This window comes from Paraburkholderia sp. SIMBA_053 (assembly GCF_046534895.1).
Lineage (GTDB): Bacteria > Pseudomonadota > Gammaproteobacteria > Burkholderiales > Burkholderiaceae > Paraburkholderia > Paraburkholderia caledonica.
Genome location: NZ_JAWRXU010001943.1, coordinates 1 through 229, shown reverse-complemented (window position 1 = coordinate 229; position 229 = coordinate 1). Strand labels below are relative to the sequence as shown.

Here is a 229-nt window from a genome sequence, read left to right as displayed (position 1 = left end):
GACGCTGCAGATGGCGAGCATCGCCATGGTGTTGGCACTGATCATTGCCTGTCTGTTGGCGGTTGTGCGGGTTTTGAAAATCCCCGTATTGAACGGCGCAGCGCTGCTGTTTATCTCGTTTTTTCGCGGCACGCCGCTGCTCGTTCAGCTGTTTCTGTTTTACTACGGCCTGCCTCAACTGATTAATGCGCTGATCTCCATTAATGGCGTCACCGCTGCGGTGTTGGGA

1 protein-coding gene is annotated in these 229 nt (G+C 54.6%); it reads left to right on the top strand.

Features of this window, described 5'->3' with window-relative positions:
- A partial coding sequence (locus tag SB753_RS42335) for an ABC transporter permease subunit (protein ID WP_410805865.1) occupies positions 1 to 229 on the top strand: 229 nt, incomplete at both ends.